This is a genomic window from Streptomyces sp. NPDC001027 (genome assembly GCF_040299045.1).
Taxonomy (GTDB): Bacteria; Actinomycetota; Actinomycetes; order Streptomycetales; family Streptomycetaceae; genus Streptomyces.
This window is the reverse complement of the sequence record NZ_JBEPBI010000007.1, coordinates 59,588-84,257: the sequence shown is the minus strand read 5'-3', so window position 1 is coordinate 84,257 and position 24,670 is coordinate 59,588. Positions and strand designations below refer to the sequence as shown.

Sequence of the window (24,670 nt, the reverse complement as noted above, 5' to 3'; positions counted from 1 at the left end):
GGTGAGTGCTCGTCCCCCCTTCCCCTCCCGCAATCCCGTCGGCGGCCATGTGCCCGTGGCGGGCGGTCTGCACCGCGTGGGCATGTCGTACGCGCACGACCTCGAGGCCGAGACGGTCCAGGTGTTCGTGGCCAACCCGCGCGGCTGGGCCACGCCGGTGGGCGACCCACGGCAGGACGAGGCCTTCCGGGAGGCGTGCGCGCAGCGGTCGGTCCCGGCGTACGTGCACGCGCCGTACCTGATCAACTTCGGCTCGCACACCGAGGCGACGGCCGAGCGGTCGGTGGCGTCGATGCGGCACTCGCTGCGCCGGGGGCGGGAGATCGGCGCGCTGGGCGTGGTCGTGCACACCGGGAGCGCGACGGGCGGACGGGACCGTTCGGCAGCGCTGAAGCAGGTGCGCGAGTACCTGCTGCCGCTGCTGGACGAGCTGACCCACGACGACGACCCGTTCCTGCTGCTGGAGTCCACCGCCGGCCAGGGCTCGTCGCTCTGCTCCCGGACCTGGGACTTCGGGCCGTACTTCGAGGCGCTGGACTGCCACCCCCGGCTCGGCGTCTGCCTCGACACCTGCCATGTCTTCGCGGCCGGTCACGACCTGGCCGGCCCGTCCGGCATGCACCGCACCCTAGACCTGCTGGTGGACACGGTCGGCGAGGGCCGGCTGAAGCTGATCCACGCCAACGACTCCAAGGACGTGGCCGGCGCGCACAAGGACCGGCACGAGAACATCGGCGCGGGTCACATCGGCGAGGACCCCTTCCGGGACCTGATGACCCACCCGGCGACGGCGGGCGTCCCGCTGATCATCGAGACGCCGGGCGGCAGGGAGGGCCATGCGGAGGACGTGCGGCGGCTGAAGAAGCTGCGGGACGGCTGAGGGCGACCCGCCTGGGAGAGGTTCAGAGTTCGGGGCCGTCCCCGGGCTCCTCCTGGTAGGAGTAGCGCTGCTCGCGCCAGGGGTCGCCGATGTTGTGGTAGCCGCGCTCCTCCCAGAAGCCCCGGCGGTCGGCGGTCATGTACTCGATGCCGCGCACCCATTTGGGGCCCTTCCAGGCGTAGAGGTGCGGGACGACCAGACGCAGCGGGAAGCCGTGCTCGGCCGTGAGCAGCTCGCCGTCCTTGTGGGTGGCGAAGATCGTGCGCTCGGCGGCGAAGTCGGACAGCCGCAGGTTGGAGCTGAAGCCGTACTCGGCCCACACCATCACATGGGTGACGCTCGGGGCGGGCGGCGCGATCTCCAGGATCGTGCGGGCCGGGATGCCGCCCCACTCGGCGCCGAGCATGCTGAACTTCGTCACACAGTGCAGGTCGGCCAGCACGGAGGCGTAGGGGAGGGCGGTGATCTCGTCGTGGTTCCAGCAGCGTTTCTCACCGTCGGCGGTGGCGCCGAAGACGCGGAACTCCCAGCGCTCGGGGCGGAACTTGGGGACCGGGCCGTAATGGGTGACGGGCCAGCCGCGCTGCAGTCGCTGTCCCGGCGGAAGCTCGGACACCGTCTCTGCTCCAGATTCGCGCTCCACCGGATGACCCATGACTCCATCCTGACAGACCCCGGACGATGCACATGACCAGCCATGACCCGGTCCGCCCCGAATCGGGCAACCGGTACTAAGCATGCACTAACTTACTAAGTACGCACTTACTGGACGATCTTCGATGCCGGTGAAATCATGCGGCGGAACCTCCCGAATTCCCCGACGTGGAAGGAGCCTCTGCGATGCAGGGCGACCCCGAGGTCATCGAGTTCCTCAATGAGCAGCTCACCGGCGAACTCACCGCCATCAACCAGTACTTCCTCCACGCCAAGATGCAGGAGAACTTCGGCTGGACGAAGCTCGCGAAATACACGCGTCACGAGTCCTTCGACGAGATGAAGCACGCCGAAGTGCTCACCGACCGGATTCTCTTCCTGGACGGGCTGCCGAATTACCAGCGGCTGTTCCATGTGCGCGTCGGCCAGACGGTCAAGGAGATGTTCGAGGCCGATCGGCTCATCGAGGTGGAGGCGATCGACCGGCTGAAGCGCGGCATCAAGGTGATGCGCGAAAAGGGCGACGTCACGTCCGCGAACATCTTCGAGTCGATCCTCGAGGACGAGGAACACCACATCGACTATCTGGACACCCAGCTGGAGCTGGTCGAGAAACTCGGCGAGGCGCTCTACATCGCCCAGCTGATCGAGCAGCCGGAGAGCTGAGCGGCGTGAAGCCGGACCGGCGCATGCCGCGACCGGCCGCGCCGGGTGCGGTGCTAGGCCGCTTCGTCGAGTGCGGCGAGGACCGGCGCGTTGCGGCCGGCGAGGTCGGCGACGCCCGGGCGCGGAGTGGCGCCCCGGCCCAGGATGGCCTGGATCCGGCGTACGCAGGAGCCGCAGTCCGTGCCCGCCTTGCAGGCGGAGGCGATCTGGCGCGGTGTGCAGGCGCCGTCGTCCACGTGCTGTTTGACCTGGGCCTCGGTCACCCCGAAGCAGCTGCAGACGTACACGCGGTTCACCTCCTCGCCGGTCCCTGAGTCACGCCTACCGGATCTCAGGGGATCCCTGGTCGGTGAGGCTAACCTAACCTTACCCGGCGCCGCGTGGCGGGAAAAGTGGAGCGGGGCGCGGATCGCATGTGATCCGCGCCCCACTGCCATGACAGCCGCGCCTACTGGTCGCGGTACATCTCCGCCACGAGGAACGCCAGGTCGAGGGACTGGCTGCGGTTGAGCCGGGGGTCGCAGGCCGTCTCGTAGCGCTGGTGGAGGTCGTCGACGAAGATCTCGTCGCCGCCGCCCACGCACTCGGTGACGTCGTCGCCGGTGAGCTCCACGTGGATGCCGCCGGGGTGGGTGCCGAGCGCCTTGTGGACCTCGAAGAAGCCCTTGACCTCGTCCAGCACGTCGTCGAAGCGGCGGGTCTTGTGGCCCGAGGCCGCCTCGTAGGTGTTGCCGTGCATCGGGTCGGTGATCCAGGCCACGGTCGCACCGGAAGCGGTGACCTTCTCCACCAGCTCGGGCAGCTTGTCACGGACCTTGTCGGCGCCCATGCGGACGATGAAGGTCAGCCGGCCGGGCTCGCGGTCGGGGTCGAGACGCTCGATGTACTGCAGCGCCTCCTCGGCCGTGGTCGTCGGGCCGAGCTTGACGCCCACGGGGTTGCGGATCTTCGAGGCGAACTCGATGTGCGCGTGATCCAGCTGCCGGGTGCGCTCGCCGATCCACACCATGTGCCCGGAGACGTCGTACAGGTGCCCGGTGCGGGAGTCGACCCTGGTCAGGGCGGACTCGTAGTCGAGCAGCAGCGCCTCGTGCGAGGCGTAGAACTCGACCGTCTTGAACTCCTCCGGGTCGGCCCCGCAGGCGTGCATGAAGTTCAGCGCGTTGTCGATCTCACGGGCGAGCTGCTCGTAGCGCTGGCCGGACGGGGACGACTTCACGAAGTCCTGGTTCCAGGCGTGCACCTGGCGCAGGTCGGCGTAGCCGCCGGTGGTGAAGGCGCGCACCAGGTTGAGCGTCGAGGCGGACGCGTTGTACATCCGCTTCAGCCGCTCGGGGTCCGGGACCCGGGCCGCCTCGTTGAACTCGAAGCCGTTGACCGAGTCGCCGCGGTACGTCGGCAGCGTCACGCCGTCACGGGTCTCGGTGTTCTTGGAACGCGGCTTCGAGTACTGGCCGGCGATCCGGCCGACCTTGACGACCGGCACGGAGGCCGCGTACGTCAGCACCGCGCCCATCTGCAGCAACGTCTTGAGCTTGTTGCGGATGTGGTCGGCCGACACCGCGTCGAAGGCCTCGGCGCAGTCGCCGCCCTGGAGGAGGAACGCCTCTCCCTTGGCGACGGCCGCCAACCGGGCGCGCAGCTGGTCGCACTCGCCCGCGAAGACGAGCGGCGGATACGACTCGAGGTCCGCGATCACTGCGCGCAGAGCCTCGGTGTCGGGGTACTCGGGCTGCTGCGCCGCGGGCAGGTCTCGCCAGGTGTTGCCAGCGCTCGCGCTGGTCTTAGCGTTCACGGTCACGCCCTCAACACTACGGGGTCGTGTCACGTCGTTTTCGCACCGGCTCGACAGGTGAGACGCCGTACCGCTCACCTGAGGACCTCCCCGCGGGCCGGGGACCCATGGGGTAGGGTGCGGCGCATGTTCGCGCTTTCGACCCAGAACTGGTGGTGGACCGCTCATCCGGCGGCCCACTGACTGCGCGTACGCAAGACTTCGCGAAGGCCGCCCGAGGGGCGGCCTTCGGTGTTCCCGGGCTCGGCCGTCCCTCTGGCGACACACTCCTCCCAGCGAGAAGGACACGCCAGATGCTTCTGTCCGACCTGTCGGTCGACCCCCGCCCGTTCGCCCTGCTGCGCCGCCGCACGCCGGGCCACGACGAGAACGTCGTCGAACTGCTCCTCGGCCCGGTCCGCGCCTGTGACCGGCTGGCCGACCTGCCCGACGAGGGCCTCGCCCTGGTCCCCTTCCGCCAGATCCGCGAGCGCGGCTTCGACGTGCGCGACGACGGCACGCCGCTCTCGGTGCTGCACCCCGAGGAAAGCCACTCCTTCCCGCTCGAGGACGTCCTCGCCCAGCTGCCCGACCACGACGTACGCGTCCGCGACGGCGCCTTCGACGTCGGCGACGAGGAGTACGCGCGGATCGTCGGGCGGGTGCTGCGCGACGAGATCGGCGGCGGCGAGGGCGCGAACTTCGTGATCCGGCGGACCTACGAGGGCGAGATCCCCGGGTTCTCCCGGGCCGACGCCCTCGCCCTGTTCCGGCGGCTGCTGGAGGGCGAGCGGGGCGCGTACTGGACGTTCGTCGTGCACACCGGGGACAGGACGCTGGTCGGGGCGAGCCCCGAGGTGCATGTGCGGATGTCCGGCGGCACGGTCGTCATGAACCCGATCAGCGGCACGTACCGGTATCCCGCCGAGGGGCCGAGCCCCGAGCACCTGCTGGACTTCCTCGCCGACGGCAAGGAGATCGAGGAGCTGTCGATGGTCGTCGACGAGGAGCTCAAGATGATGTGCACGGTCGGCGACATGGGCGGCGTGGTGGTCGGACCGCGGCTGAAGGAGATGGCGCACCTCGCGCACACCGAGTACGAGCTGCGCGGGAAATCCTCGCTGGACGCGCGGGAGGTGCTGAAGGAGACGATGTTCGCGGCGACCGTGACCGGCTCGCCCGTGCAGAACGCCTGCCGGGTCATCGAGCGGCACGAGGTCGGTGGGCGCGGGTACTACGCCGGCGCGCTGGCGCTGCTGGGCCGGGACTCGGGCGGGGCGCAGACCCTCGACTCCCCCATCCTCATCCGCACCGCCGACGTCGACGCGGCCGGGCGGCTGCGGGTGCCGGTCGGGGCCACGCTGGTGCGGGGGTCGGACCCGGCAGGCGAGGTGGCGGAGACCCACGCCAAGGCGGCCGGGGTGCTGGCGGCGCTGGGGGTGCGCGCGGGCCGCAAGGACACGCGGGCCGTGCCGCCGAGGCTCGCCGACGACCCCCGGGTGCGGGCGGCGCTCGACGGACGGCGCGCCTCGCTGGCGCCGTTCTGGCTGCGGATGCAGGAGCGGACGCGGGACCTGACCGGGCACGCGCTCGTCGTCGACGCCGAGGACTCCTTCACGGCGATGCTGGCGCACGTGCTGCGCTCCGGCGGCCTCGAGGTGGACGTCCGGCGCTACGACGAGGACGGGCTGCACGAGGCGGTGCTCGCGCACGAGGGACCGGTGGTGCTGGGGCCCGGCCCCGGCGATCCCTCGGACCTCGGCGATCCGAAGATGCGGGGGCTGCGGGAGCTGACCGCCCGGGTGCTGCGCGAGCACCGGCACGGGGTGCTCGGCGTGTGCCTCGGCCACGAGCTGATCGCGGCCGAGCTGGGGCTGCACATCGTCCGCAAGGAGGTGCCGTACCAGGGGGCTCAGACGGAGATCGACCTGTTCGGGCGGACCGAGACGGTGGGCTTCTACAACAGCTTCGTGGCGCGGTGCGACGACTCCGGTGCGCAGGAGCTCGCCGCGCAGGGGGTCGAGGTGAGCCGGGCCCCGAACGGCGAGGTGCACGCACTGCGGGGGCCCGGGTTCGGCGGGGTGCAGTTCCATCCGGAGTCGGTGCTGACGCTGAACGGGACGTCCCTGGTGCAAGAGGCCGTCGCCCGGCTCCGCGCCACGGGCCTGCCCTCGTAGCGGGTCGGCGCCGCGGGCCCTCGCGGCGGCTCAGCCGAAGAACACCCCCACCTCCGCGTACAGGCTCGGGTCGACGGTCTTCAGGCGGGCCGTCGCCTCGGCGATGGGCACCCGGACGACGTCCGTGCCGCGCAGGGCGACCATCTTGCCGAAGTCGCCCTCGTGCACGGCGTCGACGGCGTGCAGGCCGAAGCGGGTGGCGAGCCAGCGGTCGAAGGCGCTCGGGGTGCCGCCGCGCTGGACGTGGCCGAGGACCGTCGTGCGGGCCTCCTTCCCGGTGCGCCGCTCGATCTCCTTGGCCAGCCACTCGCCGACCCCGGAGAGCCGCACGTGCCCGAAGGAGTCCAGTGACCCGTCCTTGAGCACCACGTCGCCGTCCCGGGGCATCGCGCCCTCGGCGACGACCACGATCGGCGCGTACGACGAGCGGAAGCGGGAGGTCACCCAGGCGCACACCTGGTCGATGTCGAAGCGCTGCTCGGGGATGAGGATCACGTTGGCGCCGCCCGCCAGCCCGGAGTGCAGGGCGATCCAGCCCGCGTGGCGGCCCATCACCTCGACGACGAGGACGCGCATGTGCGACTCGGCGGTGGTGTGCAGCCGGTCGATGGCCTCGGTCGCGATGCCCACGGCGGTGTCGAAGCCGAAGGTGTAGTCGGTGGCGGACAGGTCGTTGTCGATGGTCTTGGGAACGCCGACGCAGGGCACCGCGAACTCGTCGGAGAGCCGGGCGGCGACCCCGAGCGTGTCCTCGCCGCCGATGGTCACGAGCGCGTCGACGCCCGACTCGGCGAGGGTGTCCTTGATACGGCGGACGCCGTCCTCCTCCTTGAAGGGGTTGGTCCGCGAGGAGCCGAGGATCGTGCCGCCGCGGGGCAGGATGCCCCGGACGGCGGGGATGTCGAGGCGGACCGAGCGCCTCTCGAGCAGACCCCGCCAGCCGTCCCGGAAGCCGACGAAGTCATGGCCGTACTCCTGGACGCCCTTGCGGACGACGGCCCGGATGACGGCGTTGAGGCCGGGGCAGTCGCCGCCTCCGGTCAGTACTCCGACGCGCATGGAAAGTGTCCCTTCGCCGCAGTTGTCTGACGAAGGGTCAGTGTCGCGCGCGGGTCACTCGTCGTCGAGGCCGCGTTCGATCGCGTACCGGACCAGTTCCACCCGGTTGTGCAGCTGGAGCTTGCCCAGGGTGTTCTGGACGTGGTTCTGGACGGTGCGGTGCGAGATCACCAGGCGTTCGGCGATCTGCTTGTAGCTCAGGCCCTTGGCGACGAGCCGGAGCACCTCGGTCTCGCGGTCGGTGAGCCGGGGCGCGTTCGGCTCGTCGCTGTCGGCCGCGGAGCCGGGGTCGGAGGCGAGCCGGCGGTACTCGCCGAGGACCAGGCCGGCCAGCCCCGGGGTGAACACCGGGTCGCCGGCGGCCGTGCGCCGCACCGCGTCCAGCAGTTCCTCGGTGGACGCCGACTTCAGCAGGTACCCGGTCGCGCCGGACTTCACCGCCTCCAGCACGTCGGCGTGCTCGCCGCTCGCCGACAGGACCAGGACCCGCAGGGCCGGGTTCGCGGCGACGACCTCCTTGCAGACCTGGACGCCCGGCTTGGCGGGCAGGTTCAGGTCCAGCACGAGCACGTCGGGCGTGACGGCCCTGGCGCGGCGCACGGCCTGCTCGCCGTCGCCTGCGGTGGCGACCACGTCCAGTCCCGACGCGGCCAGGTCCCGGGCGACCGCGTCGCGCCACATGGGGTGGTCGTCGACCACCATCACCCTGATCGCGTCGCCGCCGGCGCCCGCCCCGTCGTGTTCCTGGCTCATCGCCGTCCCGCCTTCCCCCGCTGCACGTTCTTCTCCTTCGGCACGGTCAGTTCGACCTCCGTGCCCTGTCCCGGCGTCGAGATCAGCTCGGCGCTGCCGCCGAGGTCCCGCAGCCGGCCCCGGATCGACTGGGCGACCCCGAGCCTTCCTTCGCCCTCGGCCTGAGCGAGCCGGCCCTCCGGGATGCCCGGCCCGTCGTCCCGCACGGTGACGACGACCGTGTCCGGCTCGTCCTCGACCAGGATCCAGGCCCGGGCGTCCTCCCCCGCGTGTGCGCGCACGTTGTCCAGCGCGGCCCCGACCGCTGCGGCCAGCTCCCGTGCGGCGGGCGCGGGCAGCGGCACCGCGGCGCCGGGGTCGGCCAGGTTCACCCGGGCGCCCGCGAAGGGGGCGAGCAGCGCGCGCAGGTCGACGACCGCGGGCTCTTCCGCTGGTTCGTCCACCGCGTAGACGACGGCGCCGTCCGCCGCGTCCCGGGAGACCCGGGAGACCGGCACGAGGCCGCCGGAGACCAGCATGCGCAGCGCCACCTCCTGCTCACCGGCGAGCCGGCCCAGCTCTGCCGCCTCCCCGCCGATGACCGCGCCGCGCCGCTGCACCATGGCGAGCACCTGCAGCACGCTGTCGTGGATGTCGCGGGCGAGCCGTTCCCGTTCCCGGGTCGCGGCCTCGATCTCCAGGGCGCGGGCGAGGGTGCGCTCGGAGGCGCGGGCGACCTCGACGACGTAGCCGATGGCGATGGAGGCGACCCAGACGAGGACGACGTTGTGGACGGTGTCGCGGGCCGGGGTGCCGCGCTCGACCAGGTTGGTCACCGCGACGGCCGTGGAGGCGAACGCCGCCCAGCGCCAGCCGCCCTTGATGGCGAACGCCAGCACCGAGCCCGCGGTCCATATCGACGGGAGCGTCGGAGCGCCGGACTGGATGCGTTCGTGGCTGTCCGCGACCGTGGTGAGCATGATGCCGGTGAGCGCGACGGTGAGGTCGGCGGCGAGGAAGCGCTTGGTGCAGCTCGCGGCGCTCGCGACCCTGGGCAGGGTGGCCACCGTCCAGACGAACAGGACGCAGTAGTAGGCGACCGCGACCCAGGGCCGGGCGAAACCGTCGTAGGCGGTGGCGAAGAACCCCACCGCGTAGAGCATGGTGAGCACCCGGTAGCCGGCGAGCGCACGCCACAGCGGCAGCTCGACCGACATCTTCATGACTCTCTCGCGTCTGGCCATCCGTCCCCCCGCCCCCGGGCCGCCGACTACGGCTCTCTTCGCCCTACTGCTCTTCGTCCCGCTTCTCCGCGTCCGGCGACTGCTGCGCCTCCGGCTGCTGCGCGTCCGGTTCGGTCCGGGCCTTCTCCGCCCGGGCCTTCTCCGCCTGGTCCTTCTCCGCCTGGGCCGCCTCGGCCCGGTCCTTCTCCGCCCGCTCCTTCGCGGCCCGGTCCTTCTCGGCCTGCGCGAGCGCCGCCTTCGCGGCCTTCTCGGCTTCCTTGTCGGCCTTCGCCGCCTCCGCGATCTGCCGCTTGGCGGCGGTCGCGTACATGTCGACGTACTCCTGGCCGGAGAGCTTCATGATCTCGTACATGACCTCGTCGGTCACGGCGCGCAGCACGAACCGGTCGTGCTCCATGCCCTGGTAGCGGCTGAAGTCCAGCGGGGCGCCGATGCGGATGCCGGGCCGCATGATCTTCGGCAGGACCTTGCCGGGCGGCTGGATCTTCTCGGTGTCGATCATGGCGACGGGGATCACGGGCGCGCCGGCGGCGAGCGCCACGCGCGCGAGGCCGCCCGGCTTGCCGCGGTAGAGGCGGCCGTCGGGCGAGCGGGTGCCCTCGGGATAGATCCCGAAGAGCTCCCCGCGCTCCAGCACCTCGATGCCGCTGCGGACCGCGGCCTCACCCGCGCCGCGCCCGCCGGAGCGGTCCACCGGGAGCTGGCCGACGCCCTTGAAGAAGGCCGCCGTCAGCCGGCCCTTCACGCCGGGCGTGGTGAAGTACTCGGCCTTCGCGATGAAGGTGACCTTGCGGTCGAGCACCGCGGGCAGGAAGAACGAGTCGGAGAACGACAGGTGGTTGCTCGCCAGGATCGCGGCGCCCTCGGCGGGGATGTTCTCCAGGCCTTCCACCCAGGGCCTGAAGGCGACCCGTAGGGGTCCCCCGATAGCGACCTTCATCGCGCCGTACAACAACCGACTGCCTCCTGTTTGTGTCGCACAGACCATAACCCGGGGCGGCGCCAATGGCTCCGACGGCCCTGGTCGGTGTCAGTGGGGTCGCGTACGGTGAAGCACACGTCCCTCCCATGCAGAACAGACGAAGACAGGAGACCGAAGGTGCCGGTCCTTCCTGGAGCCGAGCCGTACCGCCATGAGGGCGGGGAGGTCGGAGTGCTCCTCTGTCACGGCTTCACCGGTTCCCCGCAGTCGCTGCGCCCGTGGGCGCGGTACCTGGCCGAGCAGGGCCTGACGGTCTCGCTGCCGCTCCTGCCGGGCCACGGCACGCGCTGGGAGGACATGGCGCTGACCGGCTGGCAGGACTGGTACGCGGAAGTGGACCGCGAGCTGCACGCCCTGCGCCGGCGCTGCGCGACGGTGTTCGTGGTCGGTCTGTCCATGGGCGGCGCGCTGGCGCTGCGGCTGGCCGCGAAGCACGGGGAGGGCGTGGCCGGCGTCGTCGTCGTCAATCCGGCGAACAAGGTGCACGGCCTGTCCGCGTACGCCCTCCCGGTGGCCCGCCATCTCGTCCGCACGACCAGGGGGATCACGAGCGACATCGCGAAGGGCGGCGTCGCGGAGAGCGGGTACGACCGGGTGCCGCTGCACTCGGCGCACTCCCTGCGCGTCTTCCTGCGCCTGGTCGACGGCGAGCTGCCGCAGGTCACCCAGCCGCTGCTGCTGTTGCACAGCACGCAGGACCATGTGGTGCCGCCGGCCGACTCGGCACGGGTCCTCAGCCGGGTGTCGTCGACGGACGTGACCGAGATCCTGCTGGAACAGAGCTACCACGTGGCAACGTTGGACCACGATGCGGACCGGATCTTCGAGGAGAGCTACGCGTTCATCGGCCGGATCGCGCCCAGTGTCGGCAAGGAAGGGACGGCCGTAGGTGGCTGAGCACGACTCCGACCGCGAGGACCGGGAGAACCGGGACGAGCGGGACGGCCGGGACGCCCGGGAGGGGCGCGAGCCGGAGGAGCAGAGCGTGCCCTTCGACGAGGCGGCCGCGTGGGCGGCGATCGTCGCGGGGTACGGCGATGAGCCCCCGGACCCGCCGGGTGCGAAGCCGTTCAAGTCGGTCGAGGACCTGGCGCTCCCCGAGGTCGAGACGAACGACGAGGAGGCCGGGGCGGACACCGGCGCGGAGCCCGCGAAGGAATCCGGCGAGGAGAAGAAACCGGCCAAGCCACTGGGCAGTTCGGTCGCGTTCGCGCCCGGCGTCGGCCCGCGCGACTACACGACGCCCGAACCGGCCGAGGAGGACTTCGACGAGGACGACGAGGGCCACTTCGTCCCGCCGGAGCCGCCTCCGCTGCCCACCGCCGACACCACGTCCAGGTTCGCCTGGCTCGGCGTGCTCGGCGGTCCGGTGCTGCTGCTGCTCGCGGTGCTGCTGGGCTGGGAGATGACGTGGTGGCTCGCGACCATCGGCATCGGCGGCTTCCTCGGCGGCTTCGCCACGCTGGTGGCACGGATGCGCACGGACGACGAGGACGAGGGCGACCCGGGCCGGGGAGCGGTCGTCTGATCCACGGCCGGCGGTCCGGCCGTAGGAGGCACGGGCCGCGGCGGGCGGCGGGGATCGTTGTGGGCCGCGGGGACCGACGGGCGGGTCCGTGGCCGCCCTGCGGGGCAGGCCCGCTCACGGTCTGCGGCCGCCCTGCCGGGGCGAGGCGGACGGGGGTTCAGGCCGCGGTCACGCGGAGCGCGGCCAGCACCGGCAGATGATCGGTGGCCGCGCGCAGATCGGCCTCGGTGACGCCCGGCAGTCCGACCGGCACCCCGCAGCCCAGCACCTCCACAGCCTTCGTCGCGAAGATCGAGTCGATGCGGCGGTCCGGTCCGGTGGCCGGGAAGGTGTGCTCGGCGCCCCAGGGGGCCGCGGTGCGGCAGTCCTGGAGGGCTGCCGCCAGCCGGCCGAAGGTGTACCCGTCGGGCCGTTCGTTGAGGTCGCCGCCCACGATCGCGTGCTCCACGCCCAGACCGGCCAGCCGGTCGAGGAGCAGGCCGCCGTGCTCACGGCGCTCGGCCTCCGTCAGCCCGAGATGGCAGCTGACGACGCCCAGGCGGGCGCCCGCGAAGCGGACCACGGCCGTCGCCAGACCCCGGCGGAACTGCCCCGGGGTGAGCGGCAGCAGCACGTCCTCGGTGCGTTCGACGGTCGCCCGCAGTGAGCACAGGACGGCGGGGCCCGCCGCGGTGCCGCCGCCGGTGAGGATCACCTGACCGGAGGCGGCCGCGAGCCGGGCGAGCTTCTTGCGCCAGCGGAAGAAGAGCGGGGCTTCCTGGACGAGCACCAGGTCGGGGGCGCAGGCCGTGATGACCCGGGCGAGGGCGTCGGTGTCGTCCCGCAGGGAGCGGACGTTGTAGCTGAGTACCCGGATGACGGCCGAACCGTCCGGCTCGGTGCGGGAGTTGGGAAGCGGCGACGTCGTCGGCATGGTGATCAAGATACGCCGCCGCGTCCCGTACGTCCGGAAAAGCGAACGGGGGCCGCGCGAGCAGGCCCCCGTGTGGACGCAGACGCGCCGTACGCCTACATGATCGGGTCGGGCTCCCTCGCCAGGTCCGCCGCGCCGACCAGCCCCGCCTTGTTGCCGAGCTGCGCCGCGATGACGTCGGCCACCGGCCGCCAGTTGCCGCCGACCAGCCAGCGCTTGTACGACTTTCGGATCGGGTCGAGGACCAGGTCTCCCTCGTCCGAGAGACCGCCGCCGACGATGAACGCGGACGGGTCGAAGAGCGAGGCGAGGTCGGCGAGGCCCGCGCCGGCCCAGCGGGCGAGCTCGCGGTAGGAGTCCACGGCGACCGGATCGCCCTGGCGGGCGGCCATGGAGATGTGCTTGCCCTCGATGCCGTCGGGGCTGCCGTCGCCGAGACCGAGCAGCACCTCGGCGCGCTCGGGGGTGGCGTTGGCGCGCTGCTTGGCGTAGCGCACGAGGGCGCGGCCGGAGGCGTACTGCTCCCAGCAGCCCTGCGAGCCGCAGCCGCACAGCAGGCCGTCCGGCACCATCCGGATGTGGCCGAACTCGGCGGCCACGCCGAAGTGGCCCCGGCGCAGCTTGTTGCCGATGATGATGCCGCCGCCGAGGCCGGTGCCGAGGGTGATGCAGATGACGTTGCGGTGGCCCTTGCCGGCGCCGAACCTGTACTCGCCCCAGGCGGCGGCGTTGGCGTCGTTCTCCACGACTACGGGGAGACCCACACGGGCCTCGACCTCGTCCTTCAGCGGCTCCTGGCGCCAGTCGATGTTGGGCGCGAAGTAGACCGTCGACCGCTGGCGGTTGACATAACCGGCCGCGCCGATGCCCACACCGACGATGGCGTGCCCCACGCGCGCGCCGTCGACGGCGGCGGCGATGGCGTCCACGATGCCCTCGGGGGTGCCCGGGGTCGGCACCTGGTGGGTCGAGAGGATGTTGCCTTCCTCGTCGACCACGCCGGCCGCGATCTTCGTGCCGCCGATGTCGACGCCGATGGTGAGTCCCATGAATCCCTCAGTTCGGTCGAGCCCCGCTACGGTCAACCGTACCCGAGGCCCTGCCGTCGAAGGGCTTCAGTCCAAGTCGATGCGCTGGCCGGGACCGGTGCCGTCGCCGTCGTCGCGCCCCGGGCCGGGCGGCTCGTCCCGCGGGTCGTTCGCCCCGGCCGTCCAGCGGCCCTCCTGGGTCTGGACCGCGGAGCGGTAGGCGGCGAGCAGCTCGGCGCCGGCCGCCGCGAGGTGGTCGAAGACGTCCGGGTTGCGCTCGATCACGGGCTCCACGGCGGCCTTGGCCTGCTGGACGACCTGGCGGACGACCTGCTGGGCGGCGGGTCCGGCGACCGCCGTGAGCAGCGGGGACTGGAGGGAGGACAGCTTGTCGCCGACGGCGTCGAGGAGCTTGCGCAGCTCCTCGGCGGCCGAGCCCTGGGGCGGGCCGTACTCGGCGCGGCGGCGGGCCTTCTCCGCCGCCAGGTCCTCGGCGGCGGCGGTCGCCCAGGCGTCGGCGTCGCTCGCGCGGGGCGGGACGTCGCCGGACCCGGTCCCGGCGGGCTGCCCTGCGGCGTCGGGCGTGGGGCGCTCTTCGCTCATGGCGGACTCCTGACGACTCCTGGTGGACGGCGCCGGACTGCGGCTCGTCACTCCGACGTTACCCGAACGGCGGTATGCGGTTCACTGTCCGCGCGGCCACAGCCCGGGATCCGGGGCGAACCGCACGCACAGCTCCCCGTCGCGCAGGGCGGCGCCGTCGACCCCGCAGCGGCGCAGCACGGAGGGCAGCGCGACGATGCGGCGGAACGCTCCGGCGCTGACGACGAGTTCGTCGCCGCGCCGGACGAGGTCGAGTTCCTCGCGTATGGCGCCGGGCAGCGGGATGCGCCAGACGAGCACGCCGTCCTGGGCGAGCCGGTCGACGACGGGCCACTCGACCGGGGAGGCCGCGGGGTTGACGGCGGGCACGGCGAGCGCGGCGAGGTCCTCGGCCCCGCGGGGGTCGTGGCCGAGGTGGGCGACCGTCGCGGCGCCGGGCCACTCGCCGAGGGCCTTGTGCTGCTGGGCGGCGATCCCGGTGAGCGGTCCGGTGTGCGCCGCCTCCTCGGGCAGCACGCGGTTGGCGACGAGCGCCTCCACCGGCAGGCCGCGCAGGGCGAGACCCAGGCGGGCGTCGCGGACGGCGTCGACGCCGGCGGGCCCGGGCTCGGCGACCAGCCGGACGGCGGTGCGGCGGTCGGCGAGGACGGCCTCGACGGCGGCCAGTTCCAGGTCCCAGCGGGCGGTCGTCTCGTAGAGCTGCTCGGCGGGCATCGGCACTCCGGCGAGCCGGCCGAGCATGGGGCGCAGGGCGCGGGCGGCCTGGCGTTCCGGCGGGAGCAGCCGGCGCAGGTAGCGGCGCAGCTCCTCCGGGAGGGCCAGCAGGGCGAGTGCCTGCGGGGCGGGCGGCAGATCGACGACGAGGAGGTCGTGGGCCTCGGCGAGGGCGGCGTCGCGCAGCGCGCGCAGCAGGGTCAGTTCCTCGGCGCCGGGCAGCGGGGTGACCTCCTCGGCGTCGAGCCGGGAGGCGCCGACCAGGTCGAGGAGGGTGGCGGCGCGGTCCTGGAAGCCGGTGAGGTCGTCGCGGAAGCCGGCGGCGGCGTCGGGGCGCCAGGCGGTGAGGCGGGGGGCGACCCGTACGGGGCTCGTCCCGGTCCGCGTCCCGAGCGCCGCGCCGAGGGTGTCGGAGCGGTCGGCGCTGAGGACGAGGGTGCGGGCGCCTCCGGCGGCTGCGTGCTGTGCGGTGGCGGCGGCGATCGTCGTACGGCCGCTGCCGCCGGGGCCGGTGATCAGGAGGGTGCGCATGGTGGGGAACGGTACCTGTCGCGGCGCTCCGGGGGCTGCGCCCCCAGAGCCTCGCCCCGGCCCTTCAGGGGGTCTCGTCCTCGTCGCCGGACAGGCCGGCGGGAACGCGCCCGAAGGAGGAGCCGGCTACTTCCCGCCCGACTCCACGCGCTTCTTCAGGCCCGCCAGCGCACGGTCGATGATGACCTTCTCCGCCTTGCGCTTGATCATGCCCAGCATGGGGATCTTGACGTCCACGGTCAGCCGGTAGGTGACCTGGGTGCCGCCGGCGCCGGCCGGCTTGAGGAGGTAGGAGCCGTCGAGCTGGCGCAGCATCTGGGACTTCACCAGCGTCCAGGACACCTCGTGCTCGCCGGTCCAGGTGTAGCCGAGGACCTGGTCGTCCTTGATCGCGCCGGCGTCCATGACCAGGCGGACCTGTTCGGCGCGGCCCTGCCCGTCCTCCTTGAGGACCTCGGCCTGCTTCACCTCTCCGGTCCAGTCGGGGTAGCGGGCGAAGTCGGCGATCACCGCCATGACGTCAGCCGGTGCCGCCTCGATCGTGATGCTCGAGCTGGTGTGTTCCGCCATCGCCGTGGCTCCTTGGGATACGGGCCCGTAAAGGTACGTGGGTGCAGCGTGAAGGCTACCGCGCGGTCCGCCGGGCGAGTTCACCACTCCAGGGCCCAGGGCTTCCCGCTGCCCGCGAAGTGGCCGACGTTCACGCACTCGGTGGCCCCGATCCGCATCCGGCGGGCGAGCGGCTGGTGGACGTGGCCGAACAGGGAGTAGCGGGGGCGGGTGCGGCGGATCGCGTCGAGCAGGGCGCGGCTGCCGCGTTCGAAGCGGCGGGCGACGGTGTCGTAGACGAGTTCCGGCACCTCCGGCGGGATGTGGGTGCACAGCACGTCCACCTCGCCGACGGCCTCGATCTTGGCGGCGTACTCCTCGTCGCTGATCTCGTAGGGAGTGCGCATCGGCGTCCGCAGGCCGCCGCCGACGAAGCCGAAGACGCGGCCGCCGATCTCCGCCCGCTGCCCGTCGAGGACGGTCGTGCCGGATCCGGCGAACTCGGGCCACAGCTGCGGCATGTCGACGTTGCCGTAGGTGGCGTAGGTCGGGGTCGGGAACGCCGGGAACATCTCGCCGTACTGTTTGCGGACCGCCTTCTCGATCAGCGCGGCCCGGTCGCCGCCGACGCCGGCCCACAGCCGGCCGCCGAGTTCGCGGGCCTCCTCGAAGCGGCGGGCGGTGCGCAGCTCGACGAGACGGTCGGCGTTCTCCACGCCGAACAGGTCGGGGAAGATGCCGCGGGAGTGGTCCGCGTAGTCCAGGAACAGGACGAGGTCGCCGAGACAGATCAGCGCGTCCGCGCCCTCTCCGGCCCGGGCCAGGTCGCGTGCGTTGCCGTGCACGTCGCTGACCACGTGGATGCGTGTCCGGCGGTTCCCGGGCGGTGTGGATGCCATGTCGATCAAGGGTAGGCGTGTGCGGCACACGTGAACAGTGGCGGCCGGAATAGCGGTTACTGGCCAGTCAGTAAAGTGGTGGACTAGTGTCGCCCGGAAGACACCAATCTGTGTGACGCAGCGAACATCTCGCGGGACCCCCCTGTCGAAGAGGCCATACCGGCGGGTAACGTCCGGGCAGTCCAGTCGTGCTCAGGTTTTCAACCACGGGATTCCGGCCACGGAGATCCCGCCGAGACATCTGAGCGCATGCCCGAGCCATGGACCGCATCGTCGCATCGCACAACGTCGTGGCGCCGGCGCCCTATGAGGAGCAGCAGTCTTGCGCGAGTTCAGCCTTCCGGCTTTGTACGAGGTCCCTGCGGACGGCAATCTGACCGACATCGTCCGCAGAAACGCCGCGCAGCATCCCGACGTCGCCGTCATCGCCCGCAAGGCGGCCGGCGTGTGGCAGGACGTGACGGCCACGGCCTTCCTGGCCGAGGTGCACGCCGCCGCCAAGGGCCTCATCGCCTCCGGCGTCCAGCCCGGCGACCGGGTCGGTCTGATGTCGCGCACCCGCTACGAGTGGACGCTGCTCGACTTCGCGATCTGGTGCGCGGGCGGGGTCACCGTCCCGGTGTACGAGACCAGCTCCCCGGAGCAGGTGCAGTGGATCCTCTCCGACTCGGGCGCCACCGCCGTCGTCGTCGAGCTGGACGCCCACGCGGCCGCCGTGGAGTCGGTGCGCGAGTCGCTGCCGGCGCTGAAGCACGTCTGGCAGATCGAGGCGGGCGGCGTCGAGGAGCTCGGGCGGCTCGGCAGGGACGTCTCCGACGAGGTCGTCGAGGAGCGCAGCTCGCAGGCCAGGGCCGACGACCCGGCGACGATCGTCTACACCTCCGGCACGACCGGCCGGCCCAAGGGCTGTGTGCTCACCCACCGCAGCTTCTTCGCCGAGTGCGGGAACGTCGTGGAGCGGCTGCGGCCGCTGTTCCGCACCGGCGAGTGCAGCGTCCTGCTCTTCCTGCCGCTCGCGCACGTCTTCGGCCGGCTGGTGCAGATCGCCCCGATGATGGCGCCGATCAAGCTGGGCACCGTCCCGGACATCAAGAACCTCACCGACGAGCTGGCGTCCTTCCGGCCGACGCTGATCCTCGGCGTGCCGCGGGTCTTCGAGAAGGTATACAACTCGGCGCGCGCCAAGGCGCAGGCGGACGGCAAGGGCGCGATCTTCGACAAGGCCGCGGACACCGCGATCGCGTACAGCAAGGCGCTGGAGCTGCCGGGCGGGCCGCCGCTGAAACTGAAGATCAAGCACAGGGTCTTCGACAAGCTGGTCTACAGCAAGCTGCGTGCGGTGCTCGGCGGCCGCGGCGAGTACGCGATCTCCGGCGGCGCCCCGCTGGGCGAGCGCCTCGGTCACTTCTTCCGCGGCATCGGCTTCACCGTCCTGGAGGGGTACGGCCTCACGGAGTCCTGCGCCGCGACCGCCTTCAACCCGTGGGACCGGCAGAAGATCGGCACGGTCGGCCAGCCGCTGCCCGGCTCGGTCGTGCGGATCGCGGACGACGGCGAGGTGCTGCTGCACGGCGAGCACCTGTTCAAGGAGTACTGGAACAACCCGGGCGCGACCGCCGAGGCGCTGGCCGACGGCTGGTTCCACACGGGTGACATCGGCACCCTGGACGAGGACGGCTACCTCGCGATCACCGGCCGCAAGAAGGAGATCATCGTCACCGCGGGCGGCAAGAACGTCGCGCCGGCCGTGATCGAGGACCGCATCCGTGCGCACGCGCTGGTCGCGGAGTGCATGGTGGTGGGCGACGGGCGGCCGTTCGTGGGCGCGCTGGTCACCATCGACGAGGAGTTCCTGGGCCGTTGGGCCTCCGATCACGGCAAGCCGGCGGGCTCGACCGCGGCGTCGCTGCGCGAGGACGCCGACCTGCAGGCTGCCGTCCAGTCGGCGATCGACGACGGCAACGCCGCGGTCTCGAAAGCGGAATCGGTGCGGAAGTTCCGCATTCTCTCCTCCCAGTTCACGGAGGACTCGGGCCATCTCACGCCGTCGCTGAAGCTCAAGCGCAACGTGGTGGCGAAGGACTACGCGGGCGAGATCGAGGCGATCTACGCCAAGTGACCTGCTGGGCACACCTCCTGATGGGGCGTCATGGCGCGGTGTCCTCCACGAGGACCCGCGCCATCGTGCGTTCGGCGAGTGCGGTGACGGTGACGAACGGGTTCACCCCGATGTTGCCGGGCACCAGTGAGCCGTCGGTGACGTACAGCTTCGAATAGCCCTTCACCCGGCCGTAGTCGTCGGTCGCCTTCCCCAGCACGCAGCCGCCGAGCGGGTGGTAGGTGAAGTCGTCGGCGAAGACCTTGTTGGACGTGCCGAACAGGTCGTAGCGGTAGATCGTGGCGTTCGCCGCGTTGATCCGGTCGAACAGCTTCTTCGCCATGGCCACCGAGACCGCGCTCTGCGCGGCGCTCCAGCCGAGCTTCACCCCGCCGGACGCGGCGTCGTACGTGAAGGAGGCCCGCTGCGGGTTCTTGGTGATCGCGAGATAGAGGCTCACCCAGTGTTCCAGCCCCGTGGGCAGCGGGGCGATCTCGGCGAAGACGGGGTTGTCGGTGTTCGCCCAGTCGTCGATGCCCATGACCGGCATGGTCGACTGATTGGCCCCGACGGTGTCCCACAGGTGGTTGGCCCGGCCGAGCATCACGTTGCCGTTGGTTCCCCAGCCCGCCCCGACGCTCGCGTTCAGCGCGGGCAGCGTGCCCGTCTCCCGGGCGCGGACGAGGAGTTCGCTGGTGCCGAGGCTGCCGGCGCCGAGGAAGAGGTAGGTGCAGCCGTACTGCTTGGTCTCGACGACCCGGCCCGTGTCGTCGATGCGGTCGGCGGTCAGGACGTACGTCCCGTCGTTCGCCCGGCTGACCGCGCGGACCTTCTCCAGGGTGTGGATCGTGACGTTGCCGGTGCCGAGCGCGGACGCCAGATACGTCTTGTCGAGGCTGCGCTTGCCGTGGTTGTTTCCGTAGATGACCTCCTGGCCGAGCGCGGATCTGACGGCGGCGCCCGCGGCCTCGCGCTGCATGTAGTCGAAGTCGTAGACGCTCGGCACGAACGTGGTCTTCAGTCCGGCCCTGGCGGCGTGCTTGCGGGAGACCCGGCTGAACCGGTACCACTCCGTCGACTCGAACCACGCGGGGTCGACGCTGTTGACGCCGAGCATGGCGCGGGCGCGCGGGTAGTACGTCGCGTACATCTCCGCCGCGTCCACGGTGGGGAACTGTTCGGCGAAGTAGGACTGCGGCGGGGTGACCGCCATCGAGCCGTTGACCAGGGAGCCGCCGCCGACCCCCCGGCCCACGAAGACGGACATGGCGTCGAAGTGCACGCGGTCCAGGACGCCGGGGTAGCGGGTGATGTCCTTGTTGACGAGGTCCAGCCACAGGAAGGTGGCGAGCGGCGCCTCGGTGCGGGTGCGGAACCACATGGACCGCTGGTCGGGGGAGGCGGTGTTGCAGAACACCTTGCCGTCGGAGCCGGCCGTGTTCCACAGCCGGCCCATCTCGAGGACGAGGGTGCGGATGCCCGCCTGGCCCAGACGGAGGGCGGCGACCGCGGCGCCGTAACCGGAGCCGACGATGATCGCCGGGGCGGATTCGACCGCCGCGGGCTCGTCGGCGCGGGCCGACTGCAGGCCCACGCGGGTGAAGCCGAGGGTGGCCGCCGTCTGCAGGGCGGCCATACCAAGGATTTGACGTCTCGTCAGCTGACGCTGCATCAGTTTGGCTGTCATGTGCGCAGCATCAGCGGATTTCCGCCGTCCGGCTAGGGGTGCGGAGGGCAAAGATGGGACAGGTCGGAAAAAACCGAGCAGACGCGGGCCGAAGGGAACGCTCCGGGACGGGTCCGCAAAGCGGCGACGCAGCGAGGGACTTCGCGGACCCGCCCGAGGACGGCCGGTTCGACGAGCGCGGACGCGCCCTGGGAAGCTTCGCGGAGCGCGGAGGCCCCCTGGGGCGGTTCGACGAGGAGGGTGCGCCCTACGAAGGTTCGACGAGGAGGGTGCGCAGCTTCTCCGCCAGCAGGTCCCAGCGCCACCGCTCCTCCACCCACTGCCGTCCGCGCTCCCCCATCCGGCGGCGCAGCTCGGCGTCCCCGAGCAGGACGACGATCCGTTCGGCGGCCTCCTCCGGCGAGCCGCCGCGCACGACCCAGCCCGTCTCCCCGTCGAGCACCGCGTCGGGCGCGCCCCCGGAGTCGCCGGCGACGACGGGCAGTCCGGTCGCCGAGGCCTCCAGATAGACGATCCCGAGGCCCTCGACGTCGAGGCCGCCCCGCCGCGTCCGGCACGGCATCGCGAAGACGTCCCCGGCGCCGTAGTGGGCGGGCAGCTCGGACCACGGCACGGAGCCGGTGAAGCGGACCGAGCCCGCGACTCCCGTCTCGCGCGCGAGCCGGCGCAGGTCCTTCTCGTACGGGCCGCCACCGACGATCAGCAGCACGGCGTCCGGCTGCGCGGCCAGGATCCGGGGCATGGCCAGGATCAGCGTGTCCTGGCCCTTGCGCGGCACCAGCCGCGAGACGCACACCACCACCGGCCGGTCGGTCAGCCCGAGCCGCGCGCGGACCTCGTCGCCGCCCGAGCCCGGGTGGAAGGTCTTCTCGTCGACGCCCGGCGGCAGCTGCGCCATTCGTTCGGCCGCCTCGGCGCTCAGCGCCGTGGCGATCCGCGAACGGGTGTACTCGCCCAGGTAGGTGATCGTGTCCGTGGCCTCGCCGATCCGGCCGAGCAGCTGCCGGGCGGCGGGCAGCTGGGCCCATCCGGCCTCGTGCCCGTGCGTGGTGGCCACCAGCCGCTCGGCGCCCGCCCGGCGCAGCGCCGGCGCCATCAGCCCGAGCGGCGCGGCCGCCCCGAACCACACCGAGGTGCAGCCGTGCTCCCGCAGCAGAGCGGCGGCGCGCCGGGTCGCCCCGGGCGTCGGCAGCAGCATCGTCGTGGAGTCCCGGACGACGGTGAAGGGCTGCTCGGCGTCGAAGGCCGCCGTCGCCTCGACGCCCTCGCGGGAGCGTTTCCAGGTGGACGCGTAGACGACGAGACGGTCGGGGTCGAGGCGGAGCGCCATGTTGTGCAGGAACGCCTGGATGCCGCCCGGGCGGGGCGGGAAGTCGTTCGTCACGATCAGGGTCTTGTGCATCGCAGCCGACCTTATCCAAACGCCGTTCACCGCCGCGTCCGGCCGCGCTTCACAGCCGGCGGGGGGATCATGGCGCTCACGGCCGCCGAGCGGACGGGCGAAGAAGCGACGCCCGTGCCGAAAGGAACGGGCGGGCGGACAGGAACGGACGGACAGGAACGGACGGCTCCGGGTGGAGATGACGGACGCGGGACGGCCTCTGACGGGCCTGCTGACGACCTGGGGCACGACCCGGCTCGTCCTGCTGCTCTTCGCATTCCACGTGCTCGAATTCCCGGGGCCGGACGTCACCAGCGACGTCTGGGCCACCTACCGGGACTGGTACGAGGTGCTGCGCGGCGGCGCGTTCCCGGCGGCCGACGTCACCTGGCAGTACCCGCCCGCCGCCGCCCTCGCGATCCTCTCCCCGGGCCTGCTGCCCTTCCTGGACTACGCGTCGGCGTTCTTCGTGCTGGCGTTCCTCGCCGACCTCGTCGTGTTCATGCTCCTGCTGCACACGGGCCTGCGCCCCGGCCGGTCGCTGCGCGGCGCCTGGCTGTGGACGGCGGGCGCCGCGCTGCTCGGCCCCACCCTGTACTCCCGCTACGACGTGATGGTGACCGCGGTCGCGGTCGGCGCGCTGGCAGCGGGCGTACGGCGCCCCGCGGTGATGGGCGCCCTGACGGGCTTCGCGGCACTGCTCAAGGCATGGCCGGTGCTGCTGCTGGCCGGCGCCGAGCGCAGGCGGGCCTGGGGCGCGGCCGCGGCGACGGCCCTCACGCTGTCCGCACTGTCCGCCCTGGCCGTGCCCGGCGCCTTCGCCTTCCTCTCCTTCCAGCGCGACCGGGGCACCGAGGTGGAGTCCGTGGGCGCTCTCGTCTTCCATGTCGCCCGGCGGTTCGGCTGGCAGGGCGAGGTGCTGTTCCGTTACGGCTGTCTGGAGTTCACGGGCCCGTACGTGGGCGTGGTGAACGACGCGGCGCTGGGACTCACGGCGCTCGCGTCGGGCTGGCTGCTGCTGTGGCGGCGCCGGCTGGCCGGGCGGCCCCTCGGACCGCGCTCGCTCGCCGAGGCGGCCTTCACGGCGGTGCTGCTGTTCACCGTCACCAGCCGGGTGCTCAGTCCGCAGTACCTGGTGTGGCTGATCGGCCTGGCGGCGGTCTGCCTGTGCTTCCGCGACAGCCGGATGACCCTTCCGGCCGCCCTGGTCCTGGCCGCCGCGGCGGTGACGGTGCTGGAGTTCCCGGTCCTGTTCGAGGACGTCGTCGCGAGCACCCTCCTCGGCGTCTGTCTGATGGTCCTGCGCAACGGGCTGCTGGTCGCCGCAGCCCTCACCGCCGCCGTACGCCTGTGGCGCTCGACGGCGCCGACGCCCCTGCCCGCGGGCCCCGGCGGCCCCTCCGGTCAGGCGGCCCGCGCCGGCGAGCGCAACGCGTCCTCCTGACCTGGCCGCCACGCCCGCCGCAGCACCGCGGCCACCGCCGCGCACTGCACCGCCGTCCCGAGCGTCAGGGCCAGGCACACCCCGGGCAGCCCCCACTCCGAGAGCCCGTACGCCAGCGGCAGCTGGACGGCGACGCCCAGGGCGGTCACCCGCAGCAGCACGGGCGCGCCGCCGCTCCCCTCGAAGACCCCGCCCAGAGCGATGAATCCGCCCATGAGCAGGAGGTAGGGCCCGATGCAGCGCAGGAAGACCACCCCCTGGCGGGCCACCGCGGGGCCGGAGCCGAAGGCGGCCATGAGGACGGGGGCCGTCGCGCCCAGCAGCAGGGCGGCCGCGAGAGCCGCGCAGCCTGAGACGAGCACTGCCTGCGACCCGATCTCCCGCCGCACCCGCGCGGTCGCGGCCGCGCCCGGGGGCAGGGCCGCCGTTCCGGCCGCGCCCAGCGTGTGCGCGGTGTGGATGGACGCGGCCTGGCGGACCGCGTAGAAGGCCATGGTCGCCACGTACAGGACCTTGTAGGCGATCGCGTAGGCGGCCACCGCCGTCACTCCGAGCCTCGCCACGACCGCCACCAGGGCCAGCGTCCCGGCCTGTCGCACGGTGAAGTCCGCCGACATGGGCAGCCCGGTGGTCAGCGTCCGCCGCAGGGAGGCGGCCGCGCCGCGGGCGGGCGGGGCGCCCGCGGCCTCCCGCAGCAGGGGGGCGCGGCGCAGGGCGAGCAGCCCGGCCCCGAGGGCGACGCTCCGGCACAGCACCGTGGAGGCGGCGGCGCCCGGGACGCCGTACAGGTGGATGAAGAGCGGGTCGCAGAGCAGGATGAGGCCGTTCGCCAGCAGGGCCAGCCGCATCGGGGTCCTGGTGTCGCCCGCGCCCTTGAGGACGCCGTCGACGAGCTGCTGGGCGAAGAAGACGGCGATGCCCGGCATCGACACGGCGAAGTAGGAGACGGCCAGCGGGAGGGCCGGGCCGCCGTCCCCGCCGAGGACCAGCCGGGCCAGCGGCTCGCGCAGCAGGAAGCCGCCGGCCGCCGAACCGGGCCCGCGGCGGGCAGTCCCACCGGTCCGTAGCCCCACCGGTCCGCACTCCCGCCCGATCGCAGTCCCGCCGGGCCGCGGCGGTCCCGCCGG

The 24,670-nt window shown here is 72.4% G+C and carries 24 protein-coding genes; 8 read left to right on the top strand and 16 right to left on the bottom strand.

The genetic code is table 11. The features are described 5' to 3' along the window. The first annotated feature begins 1 nt into the window (after nt 1). The gene (locus ABT300_RS04495; protein WP_351671992.1) at nt 2-880 is read left to right on the top strand and encodes a deoxyribonuclease IV; all 879 of its coding nucleotides are present in this window, start codon (nt 2-4) and stop codon (nt 878-880) included. Nucleotides 881-902: 22 nt separating this feature from the next. Here ABT300_RS04495 and ABT300_RS04490 read toward each other — a convergent pair whose 3' ends face one another. Next, nucleotides 903-1,535: a sulfite oxidase-like oxidoreductase gene (locus ABT300_RS04490; RefSeq protein ID WP_351671989.1), complete on the bottom strand. Its 633-nt coding sequence runs from the start codon at nt 1,533-1,535 to the stop codon at nt 903-905. Nucleotides 1,536-1,720: 185 nt separating this feature from the next. Between ABT300_RS04490 and bfr the strand changes: the two genes are divergently transcribed. Further along, nucleotides 1,721-2,200, top strand: coding sequence for a bacterioferritin (gene bfr / locus ABT300_RS04485; protein ID WP_319167643.1), 480 nt, complete (start codon nt 1,721-1,723; stop codon nt 2,198-2,200). Nucleotides 2,201-2,253: 53 nt separating this feature from the next. On the opposite strand, the gene ABT300_RS04480 is transcribed toward bfr, so the two are convergent. After that, entirely contained in the window at nt 2,254-2,496 is a 243-nt protein-coding gene (locus ABT300_RS04480) for a (2Fe-2S)-binding protein (RefSeq protein ID WP_351671985.1), read from the bottom strand. A 152-nt stretch (nt 2,497-2,648) separates the two neighbouring features. Next, nucleotides 2,649-4,001, bottom strand: a complete 1,353-nt coding sequence (locus ABT300_RS04475) for a class II 3-deoxy-7-phosphoheptulonate synthase (RefSeq protein ID WP_351671982.1) — start codon at nt 3,999-4,001, stop codon at nt 2,649-2,651. A 120-nt stretch (nt 4,002-4,121) separates the two neighbouring features. Here ABT300_RS04475 and ABT300_RS04470 point away from each other — a divergent pair, with 120 nt between their 5' ends. Continuing rightward, nucleotides 4,122-4,178, top strand: a complete 57-nt coding sequence (locus tag ABT300_RS04470; protein WP_078912442.1) for a trp operon leader peptide — start codon at nt 4,122-4,124, stop codon at nt 4,176-4,178. A gap of 110 nt (nt 4,179-4,288) precedes the next feature. Further along, nucleotides 4,289-6,151, top strand: coding sequence for an anthranilate synthase family protein (locus ABT300_RS04465; protein WP_351671979.1), 1,863 nt, complete (start codon nt 4,289-4,291; stop codon nt 6,149-6,151). A gap of 30 nt (nt 6,152-6,181) precedes the next feature. Here ABT300_RS04465 and ABT300_RS04460 read toward each other — a convergent pair whose 3' ends face one another. Genes ABT300_RS04460 through ABT300_RS04445 form a run of 4 tightly spaced genes read right to left on the bottom strand, consistent with a single transcriptional unit; the run spans nt 6,182 to nt 10,126 of the window. Next, nucleotides 6,182-7,210: a 6-phosphofructokinase gene (locus tag ABT300_RS04460; protein WP_351671976.1), complete on the bottom strand. Its 1,029-nt coding sequence runs from the start codon at nt 7,208-7,210 to the stop codon at nt 6,182-6,184. A gap of 54 nt (nt 7,211-7,264) precedes the next feature. After that, complete coding sequence (locus ABT300_RS04455) at nt 7,265-7,963, bottom strand: response regulator (protein ID WP_351671973.1); 699 nt, start codon at nt 7,961-7,963, stop codon at nt 7,265-7,267. After that, on the bottom strand, nt 7,960-9,186 hold the full coding sequence (macS, locus tag ABT300_RS04450) for a MacS family sensor histidine kinase (RefSeq protein WP_351671970.1): 1,227 nt from the start codon (nt 9,184-9,186) through the stop codon (nt 7,960-7,962). Before macS ends, ABT300_RS04455 begins: the two co-directional genes overlap by 4 nt. 43 nt (nt 9,187-9,229) lie before the next feature. Continuing rightward, a complete protein-coding gene (locus ABT300_RS04445; protein ID WP_351671967.1) occupies nt 9,230-10,126 on the bottom strand; it encodes a lysophospholipid acyltransferase family protein in 897 nt (298 codons plus the stop codon). A gap of 159 nt (nt 10,127-10,285) precedes the next feature. Between ABT300_RS04445 and ABT300_RS04440 the strand changes: the two genes are divergently transcribed. Both ABT300_RS04440 and ABT300_RS04435 read left to right on the top strand, forming a co-directional pair. Next, the gene (locus tag ABT300_RS04440) at nt 10,286-11,065 is read left to right on the top strand and encodes an alpha/beta hydrolase (protein WP_351671964.1); all 780 of its coding nucleotides are present in this window, start codon (nt 10,286-10,288) and stop codon (nt 11,063-11,065) included. Continuing rightward, nucleotides 11,058-11,696, top strand: coding sequence for a hypothetical protein (locus ABT300_RS04435; RefSeq protein WP_351671961.1), 639 nt, complete (start codon nt 11,058-11,060; stop codon nt 11,694-11,696). Before ABT300_RS04440 ends, ABT300_RS04435 begins: the two co-directional genes overlap by 8 nt. A 157-nt stretch (nt 11,697-11,853) precedes the next feature. Here the strand turns inward: ABT300_RS04435 and ABT300_RS04430 are convergent, their stop codons facing one another. The 6 genes from ABT300_RS04430 to ABT300_RS04405 all read right to left on the bottom strand — a co-directional run bounded on the left by ABT300_RS04430 (nt 11,854) and on the right by ABT300_RS04405 (nt 16,891). Next, nucleotides 11,854-12,609: an endonuclease/exonuclease/phosphatase family protein gene (locus ABT300_RS04430; RefSeq protein ID WP_351671958.1), complete on the bottom strand. Its 756-nt coding sequence runs from the start codon at nt 12,607-12,609 to the stop codon at nt 11,854-11,856. Nucleotides 12,610-12,704: 95 nt separating this feature from the next. Then, nucleotides 12,705-13,658: an ROK family glucokinase gene (locus ABT300_RS04425; RefSeq protein WP_351671955.1), complete on the bottom strand. Its 954-nt coding sequence runs from the start codon at nt 13,656-13,658 to the stop codon at nt 12,705-12,707. A gap of 66 nt (nt 13,659-13,724) precedes the next feature. Next, the gene (locus tag ABT300_RS04420) at nt 13,725-14,240 is read right to left on the bottom strand and encodes a DUF5304 domain-containing protein (protein ID WP_351671952.1); all 516 of its coding nucleotides are present in this window, start codon (nt 14,238-14,240) and stop codon (nt 13,725-13,727) included. 81 nt (nt 14,241-14,321) lie between these two features. Beyond that, on the bottom strand, nt 14,322-15,485 hold the full coding sequence (locus ABT300_RS04415) for an ArsA family ATPase (RefSeq protein WP_351671949.1): 1,164 nt from the start codon (nt 15,483-15,485) through the stop codon (nt 14,322-14,324). A 126-nt stretch (nt 15,486-15,611) separates the two neighbouring features. Beyond that, nucleotides 15,612-16,055 (bottom strand): SRPBCC family protein, encoded by a 444-nt coding sequence (locus ABT300_RS04410; protein WP_319278855.1) that lies wholly within the window; start codon nt 16,053-16,055, stop codon nt 15,612-15,614. 80 nt (nt 16,056-16,135) lie between these two features. Beyond that, complete coding sequence (locus ABT300_RS04405; RefSeq protein WP_351672038.1) at nt 16,136-16,891, bottom strand: metallophosphoesterase family protein; 756 nt, start codon at nt 16,889-16,891, stop codon at nt 16,136-16,138. 364 nt (nt 16,892-17,255) lie between these two features. Between ABT300_RS04405 and ABT300_RS04400 the strand changes: the two genes are divergently transcribed. Then, the gene (locus tag ABT300_RS04400; protein ID WP_351671946.1) at nt 17,256-19,052 is read left to right on the top strand and encodes an AMP-dependent synthetase/ligase; all 1,797 of its coding nucleotides are present in this window, start codon (nt 17,256-17,258) and stop codon (nt 19,050-19,052) included. A 28-nt stretch (nt 19,053-19,080) separates the two neighbouring features. Here the strand turns inward: ABT300_RS04400 and ABT300_RS04395 are convergent, their stop codons facing one another. Together ABT300_RS04395 and ABT300_RS04390 are read right to left on the bottom strand one after the other, a co-directional pair. Continuing rightward, nucleotides 19,081-20,718: a GMC oxidoreductase gene (locus tag ABT300_RS04395; protein ID WP_502977878.1), complete on the bottom strand. Its 1,638-nt coding sequence runs from the start codon at nt 20,716-20,718 to the stop codon at nt 19,081-19,083. A gap of 247 nt (nt 20,719-20,965) precedes the next feature. Continuing rightward, the gene (locus ABT300_RS04390; RefSeq protein ID WP_351671943.1) at nt 20,966-22,120 is read right to left on the bottom strand and encodes a glycosyltransferase family 4 protein; all 1,155 of its coding nucleotides are present in this window, start codon (nt 22,118-22,120) and stop codon (nt 20,966-20,968) included. A 172-nt stretch (nt 22,121-22,292) separates the two neighbouring features. On the opposite strand from ABT300_RS04390, the gene ABT300_RS04385 reads away from it, so the two are divergent. Beyond that, complete coding sequence (locus ABT300_RS04385) at nt 22,293-23,543, top strand: glycosyltransferase 87 family protein (protein WP_502977877.1); 1,251 nt, start codon at nt 22,293-22,295, stop codon at nt 23,541-23,543. Here the strand turns inward: ABT300_RS04385 and ABT300_RS04380 are convergent. Then, the gene (locus ABT300_RS04380) at nt 23,504-24,616 is read right to left on the bottom strand and encodes an MATE family efflux transporter (protein WP_351671940.1); all 1,113 of its coding nucleotides are present in this window, start codon (nt 24,614-24,616) and stop codon (nt 23,504-23,506) included. The two genes, ABT300_RS04385 and ABT300_RS04380, sit on opposite strands and share 40 nt — an antisense overlap. Between the last annotated feature and the right edge of the window lie 54 nt (nt 24,617-24,670).

Excerpts from the sequence above, each read along its gene's own strand:
- bfr (WP_319167643.1), top strand. The coding sequence starts at position 1,721 with ATGCAGGGCGACCCCGAGGTCATCGAGTTCCTCAATGAGCAGCTCACC.
- ABT300_RS04410 (WP_319278855.1), bottom strand. The coding sequence starts at position 16,055 with ATGGCGGAACACACCAGCTCGAGCATCACGATCGAGGCGGCACCGGCT.
- ABT300_RS04455 (WP_351671973.1), bottom strand. The coding sequence starts at position 7,963 with ATGAGCCAGGAACACGACGGGGCGGGCGCCGGCGGCGACGCGATCAGG.
- ABT300_RS04460 (WP_351671976.1), bottom strand. The coding sequence starts at position 7,210 with ATGCGCGTCGGAGTACTGACCGGAGGCGGCGACTGCCCCGGCCTCAAC.
- ABT300_RS04465 (WP_351671979.1), top strand. The coding sequence starts at position 4,289 with ATGCTTCTGTCCGACCTGTCGGTCGACCCCCGCCCGTTCGCCCTGCTG.
- macS (WP_351671970.1), bottom strand. The coding sequence starts at position 9,186 with ATGGCCAGACGCGAGAGAGTCATGAAGATGTCGGTCGAGCTGCCGCTG.
- ABT300_RS04415 (WP_351671949.1), bottom strand. The coding sequence starts at position 15,485 with ATGCGCACCCTCCTGATCACCGGCCCCGGCGGCAGCGGCCGTACGACG.
- ABT300_RS04425 (WP_351671955.1), bottom strand. The coding sequence starts at position 13,658 with ATGGGACTCACCATCGGCGTCGACATCGGCGGCACGAAGATCGCGGCC.
- ABT300_RS04395 (WP_502977878.1), bottom strand. The coding sequence starts at position 20,718 with ATGACAGCCAAACTGATGCAGCGTCAGCTGACGAGACGTCAAATCCTT.
- ABT300_RS04445 (WP_351671967.1), bottom strand. The coding sequence starts at position 10,126 with ATGAAGGTCGCTATCGGGGGACCCCTACGGGTCGCCTTCAGGCCCTGG.
- ABT300_RS04420 (WP_351671952.1), bottom strand. The coding sequence starts at position 14,240 with ATGAGCGAAGAGCGCCCCACGCCCGACGCCGCAGGGCAGCCCGCCGGG.
- ABT300_RS04430 (WP_351671958.1), bottom strand. The coding sequence starts at position 12,609 with ATGCCGACGACGTCGCCGCTTCCCAACTCCCGCACCGAGCCGGACGGT.
- ABT300_RS04490 (WP_351671989.1), bottom strand. The coding sequence starts at position 1,535 with ATGGGTCATCCGGTGGAGCGCGAATCTGGAGCAGAGACGGTGTCCGAG.
- ABT300_RS04390 (WP_351671943.1), bottom strand. The coding sequence starts at position 22,120 with ATGCACAAGACCCTGATCGTGACGAACGACTTCCCGCCCCGCCCGGGC.